General features: G+C 72.9%; 5 protein-coding genes. 1 reads left to right on the top strand and 4 read right to left on the bottom strand.

Annotation, left to right across the window (positions count from 1 at the left end; genetic code table 11):
• From GT030_RS11930 to GT030_RS11915, 4 genes are all read right to left on the bottom strand, one after another.
• Positions 1-402, bottom strand: a 402-nt coding sequence (locus tag GT030_RS11930) for an XdhC family protein (protein ID WP_161201085.1), incomplete at its 3' end; no start/stop codon positions are given.
• 25 nt (positions 403-427) lie between these two features.
• Positions 428-2821, bottom strand: coding sequence for a molybdopterin cofactor-binding domain-containing protein (locus GT030_RS11925; protein ID WP_161201084.1), 2394 nt, complete (start codon positions 2819-2821; stop codon positions 428-430).
• A 1-nt stretch (position 2822) separates the two neighbouring features.
• Positions 2823-3374, bottom strand: coding sequence for a (2Fe-2S)-binding protein (locus GT030_RS11920; RefSeq protein ID WP_161201083.1), 552 nt, complete (start codon positions 3372-3374; stop codon positions 2823-2825).
• A complete protein-coding gene (locus tag GT030_RS11915; protein ID WP_161201082.1) occupies positions 3374-4267 on the bottom strand; it encodes a xanthine dehydrogenase family protein subunit M in 894 nt (297 codons plus the stop codon). The genes GT030_RS11920 and GT030_RS11915 overlap by 1 nt, the downstream gene beginning before the upstream one ends.
• A 283-nt stretch (positions 4268-4550) precedes the next feature.
• Here GT030_RS11915 and GT030_RS11910 point away from each other — a divergent pair.
• The coding region (locus GT030_RS11910; protein ID WP_202459992.1) for a PucR family transcriptional regulator ligand-binding domain-containing protein at positions 4551-5519 on the top strand (969 nt) is incomplete at its 3' end.

The following is a 5519-nucleotide window of genomic DNA, read 5'->3' as shown; positions in this document are numbered from 1 at the left end:
CGGACCCGCCGTGATCCGGGCGAGCGCCACGGCCCGGCTGTCGGCGGCGGCGTTCAGCGCGGCGGCGAGCACCGGCCGGTGACGGCTGTCGGCGCGGACCGGGACCACCAGGACGTCGATGGCTCCGCCGCAGGTCAGTCCCACTCCCAGGCCGCCCTCGTCGTCATACCCGAAGCGCTCCAGCACGGGCCTGCCGTCCGCCAGTGCCTGTTGGCACAGCTCGTACACCGCGCCCTCCACGCAGCCGCCGGAGACCGACCCGACGGCCGTGCCCCCGGCGTCGACCGCGAGGGCGGCGCCGGGGCGGCGGGGGGCGCTGCCGCTGACGGCGACCACGGTGGCGACCGCGAAGTCCCGGCCCTCGGCGGCCCACACGTTCAGTTCCTCGGCGATGTCCAGCATCCGACGGCCTCCTGACGCATCGCTCTCATGCCGTGCCGGTGAGGTGCTCGGGCCGGACCGGGGTGCGGTTCAGCTCGAGTCCGGTGGCGGCGCGGATGGCGGCGAGCACCGCCGGGGTGGACGACAGGGTGGGGGCCTCGCCGGCGCCCCGCAGCCCGTAGGGGGCGTGGTGGTCGGCGAGTTCGAGGATGTCGACCGGGATGGTCGGGGTGTCGAGGATGGTCGGGATCAGATAGTCGGTGAAGGACGGGTTGCGCACCTTCGCCGTCACCGGGTCCACGAGGATCTCCTCCATCACCGCGACCCCGAGCCCCTGCACGGTGCCGCCCTGGATCTGGCCGAGCACGGAGAGCGGGTTGAGGGCCTTGCCGACGTCCTGGGCGCAGGCCAGCTCGACCACCTTGACCAGGCCCAGCTCGGTGTCGACCTCCACGACGGCGCGGTGCGCGGCGAAGGAGTACTGCACATGGCCGTTGCCCTGGCCGGTGTGCCGGTCGAAGGGCTGGGTCGGCCGGTGCCGCCACTCCCGCTCGATCTCGACGCTCTCCCCCTCCAGCACGTCGGCGAGGCCGGCCAGCACCTCACCTCCGTCGGTGACCACCTTGCCGCGCTCCAGCAGGAGTTCTGCGGTGGCCCAAGCGGGGTGGTACGTACCGAACTTGCGGCGCCCGATCTCCAGCACCTTCTCGCGCACCAGCGCGCAGGCGTTGCGGACGGCGCCGCCGGTGACGTAGGTCTGCCGGGAGGCGGAGGTCGAACCGGCGCTCCCCACACGGGTGTCGGCGGGCTGGATGGTGACCTTCTCCACCCCGAGTTCGGTGCGGGCGATCTGCGCGTGCACGGTGACCCCGCCCTGGCCGACCTCCGCCATCGCGGTGTGCACGACGGCGACCGGCTCCCCGGCGACGACCTCCATGCGGACCCGGGCGGTGGAGTAGTCGTCGAACCCCTCGGAGAAACCGACGTTCTTGATGCCGACCGCGTACCCGACCCCGCGCACCACCCCTTCGCCGTGGGTGGTGTTGGAGAGACCGCCGGGCAACTGCCGTACGTCGGCGCCCTCGCTGGACTCCCACTGGCGCTCGGGCGGCATGGGCATCGCCTTGACGCGTCGCAGGAGTTCGGCGACCGGGGCGGGTGAGTCCACCACCTGTCCGGTGGGCAGCGTGCTGCCCTGTTCCATCGCGTTGCGCTGCCTGAACTCCACCGGGTCAAGGCCGAGTTCCTTGGCCAGCTTGTCCATCTGGGCCTCGTAGGCGAAGCACGCCTGGACCGCGCCGAAGCCGCGCATCGCCCCGCAGGGCGGATTGTTGGTGTAGAGCGCGACGGCCTCGATGTCGACGTCGTCGACGTTGTAGGGGCCGATGCCGAGGGAGGCGGCGTTGCCGACGACGGCCGGGGAGGCGGAGGCGTAGGCGCCGCCGTCCAGGACGATCCGGCACTTCACGTGGGTGAGCAGGCCGTCCCTGGTCGCGCCGTGCTCATAGGTCAGCTTGGCCGGGTGGCGGTGGACGTGGCCGAAGAAGGACTCGAACCGGTCATAGACGATCTTCACCGGCCGGCCGGTGCGCAGGGCCAGCAGGCAGGCGTGGATCTGCATCGACAGGTCCTCGCGGCCGCCGAACGCGCCGCCGACCCCGGCCAGCGTCATGCGGACCTTGTCCTCGGGCAGGCCCAGGACGGGGGCGATCTGGCGCAGGTCGGAGTGGAGCCACTGGGTGGCGATGTAGAGGTGGACGCCGCCGTCCTCCTCGGGCACCGCGAGCCCGGACTCGGGGCCGAGAAACGCCTGGTCCTGCATGCCGAAGGTGTACTCGCCGCGCACGATCACATCGGCCCGCTCCGCGGCCGCGGCCGCGTCGCCGCGCACGATGGGCTGGCGGTGGAGGATGTTCGGGTGGGTCACGTAGGGGGCGTGGTGGTCGGTGCGGCCCTCGTGGACCAGGACCGCGTCGGGGGCGGTGGCGGAGATCTCGTCGGTGATGACGGGGAGTTCGCGGTACTCGACGCGGATCTTGGCGGCGGCCCGGCGGGCGGTCTCGGGGTGGTCGGCGGCGACGGCGGCGACGGGTTCGCCGTGGTGGCGGACCTTGCCGTGGGCGAGGACCGGGGTGTCCTGGATCTCCAGGCCGTAGGTACGTACGTCGGTGGGCAGGTCGTCGTAGGTCAGGACGGCGTGCACGCCGGGCAGGGCGAGGGCCTCGGAGACGTCGATGCTCACGATCTCGGCGTGGGCGACGGTGGAGCGCAGCAGATGGCCCCAGAGCATGTCCTCGTGCCACAGGTCGGAGGAGTAGGCGAACTCGCCGGTGACCTTGAGGATGCCGTCCGGGCGGAGCGTGGACTCGCCGATGCCGCCCGCTGCCTGGGCGCCCTGGGTGATCTTCGTGGGGACGCCGGCCGGTCCGGGTGCGGGCATGTCAGACCTCCTCGGCCTGCCGGGCGGCCGCCAGGCGGACCGCGTCCATGATCTTCTCGTAACCGGTGCAGCGGCACAGGTTGCCGGAGAGCGCCTCGCGGATGTCGGCGTCGGTGGGCTCCGGGTTCTGTTCCAGCAGTTCGTCGGCGGCGACCAGCAGGCCAGGGGTGCAAAAACCGCACTGGACGGCGCCGGCGTCGATGAACGCCTCCTGGATCGGCGCCAGTTGTGCGCCCTCCCTGGGCACCGGCTGCCAGCGCCGGGCCTCGTCCAGGCCGACGCCGGGCGTGGTGGCGCGGCGCCTTTCGGCGTGGTCGGCCAGGCCCTCCACGGTGACGACCTCGCGGCCCTCGGCCTGTCCGGCCGCGACCAGGCAGGCGCAGACCAGTTCGCCGTCCAGACGGACGGTGCAGGAGCCGCACTCGCCCTGTTCGCAGGCGTTCTTGGCACCGGGCAGGCCGAGGCGTTCGCGCAGCACGTAGAGCAGGGACTCGCCCTCCCAGACGTCGTCGGCCTGCTGCGGGCGTCCGTTGACGGTCAGACTGACGCGCATCACGCGGCTCCTTCGGTGGCCCGGCGTCCGCCCCGGTAGGACTCCCACGCCCACATCAGCGTGCGGCGGGCCAGCACGCCGATCGCGTGGCGCCGGTAGTCCGCGGTGCCGCGCACATCGTCGATGGGGTTGCAGGCGGCGGCGCACAGGGCGGCGAACTGCTTCACGGCCGAGGGCGCGATGATCTGTCCACTCTCCCAGAACCCGCCTTCCTCCAGCGCGGAGTTGAGGAACTGCTCGGCCACCTCGGCCCGGATCGGGGTGGGCGCGGCGGAGCCGATGCCGGTGCGGACGGTACGGGTTTCGGGGTGCAGGGCGAGGCCGAAGGCGCACACGGCGATGACCATGGCGTTGCGGGTGCCCACCTTGGAGTACTGCTGGGGGCCGTCCGCCTTGGTGATCCGGACGGCGCGGATCAGCTCGTCGGGCTCCAGGGCGTTGCGCTTGACCCCGGTGTAGAAGGCGTCGACGGGGATGAGCCGGGTGCCGCGCGCCGCCGACTCCGCCTCGACCTGGGCCCCGGCCGCGAGCAGCGCCGGGTGGGCGTCCCCGGCCGGCGAGGCGGTGCCGAGGTTGCCGCCGACCCCGCCCCGGTTGCGGATCTGCGGGGAGGCGACGGTGTGCGCGGCGAGCGCGAGACCGGGCAGCTCGGCCCGCAGGTGGCGCATGATCCGGGCGTACGGGACGGAGGCGCCCAGGCGTACGGAGTCCGTGCCGGTCTCCCACTCGGTCAGCTCGCCGATGCGGGTGAGATCCAGGAGGTGGGTGGGGCGGCGGTGGTCGAAGTTGATCTCCACCATCACATCGGTGCCCCCGGCGATCGGCACGGCGGTGGGGTGCTCGGCCTTCGCGGCGAGCGCCTCCTGCCAGCTTGCGGGGCGAAGGAATTCCATGGCCCGGCTCTCTTCTTCCGTCTCATGACACGGGGCTCGTGAAGTCAGTACACCGGTCCTTCTTCCAACGGTGTCAGTCACCGAAAACCCGAAGGAGTTGGCTGGCCACGGCGGTCATCTTGTAGATTCGTATGAACGAAGGCCCTCCGCAACCCCTCCGTTTTCCTCCGGAAACACAGGAGACACCACAGGTGCGGGGCACGGCCCGCGCGTCCCGCGCCGGCTCCGCCTCCGTCACCCATCCAGATCACGAAGAGTTTCGATACAGAACGGCGGCGACGAGATGCGGCTGCGCGCACTGCTGGACACCGATGCGCTGGGGCTGCGGCTGCTCGGCGGCGAGGACGAACTGGACCGTACGGTCCGCGGGGTCATGACGACCGACCTGCGGGACCCGAGCCGTTACCTCTCCGGCGGCGAGCTGGTCCTCACCGGCCTGGCCTGGCGCCGGGACGCCGCCGACTCCGAGCCGTTCGTCCGCCTCCTGGTACAGGCCGGGGTCACCGCCCTGGCCGCCGGGGAGGCCGAGCTGGGGGACATACCCGAGGACCTGGTGGTGGCCTGTGCCCAGCACCGGATGCCGCTGTTCGCGGTGCACGAGTCGGTGGCCTTCGCCACCATCACCGAGCACGTGGTGCGCCAGGTCTCCGGCGAGCGCGCCGGTGACCTGGCCGCCGTGGTGGACCGGCACCGGCGCATGATGACCTCCGGCCCGGCGGGCGGCGGCCCTGACGTGGTCCTCGACCTGCTGGGCAGCGACCTCGACCTGCGCGCCTGGGTGCTCTCCCCCACGGGCCGCCTGATCGCCGGGTCCAAGGTCGCCGGCCCGGCGCTGCCGCCGGAGACCTGCGCACGGCTCGCCGCCGAGCACCTGGCCGCCGTACGCACCGGGCGGCGCGGGCCGCACCGGGTGCAGCTCGACGGCGTCACCTACTCCCTGTTCCCGGTCCGTTCCTCCGGCCGCGCGCCGCAGGCCGTGCCGGACGTACGGGAGACCGTGCTGTCGGACTGGCTGCTGGCCGTCGAGGCGGACGCCGCCGACTGGCCCGAGGAGCGGCTCGACCTGCTCCGGGGCGTCACCCAGCTGATCGCCGTCGAGCGGGACCGGCGCGACGCCGCCCGTACGGTACGGCGCCGGCTCGCCCAGGAGGTGCTGGAGCTGGTGCAGAGCGGGGCCGCGCCCGCCGAGATCGCGGCGCGCCTCAGGGTGGCCGCCCCCGTGCTGCTGCCGGGGCTCGGGGCGGCGCCGCAC

Origin of the sequence: Streptomyces sp. SID1328 (assembly GCF_009865595.1) — a bacterium.
In the GTDB taxonomy this organism is placed as follows: Bacteria; Actinomycetota; Actinomycetes; order Streptomycetales; family Streptomycetaceae; genus Streptomyces; species Streptomyces griseoluteus.
Note: the sequence above shows the minus strand (reverse complement) of the source record. Positions and strands in the feature narration are given on the sequence as shown.

What these genes read in the sequence shown, in the direction of transcription:
- GT030_RS11925 (WP_161201084.1), bottom strand. Translation starts at nt 2,821, where the DNA reads ATGCCCGCACCCGGACCGGCCGGCGTCCCCACGAAGATCACCCAGGGC.
- GT030_RS11920 (WP_161201083.1), bottom strand. Translation starts at nt 3,374, where the DNA reads ATGCGCGTCAGTCTGACCGTCAACGGACGCCCGCAGCAGGCCGACGAC.
- GT030_RS11915 (WP_161201082.1), bottom strand. Translation starts at nt 4,267, where the DNA reads ATGGAATTCCTTCGCCCCGCAAGCTGGCAGGAGGCGCTCGCCGCGAAG.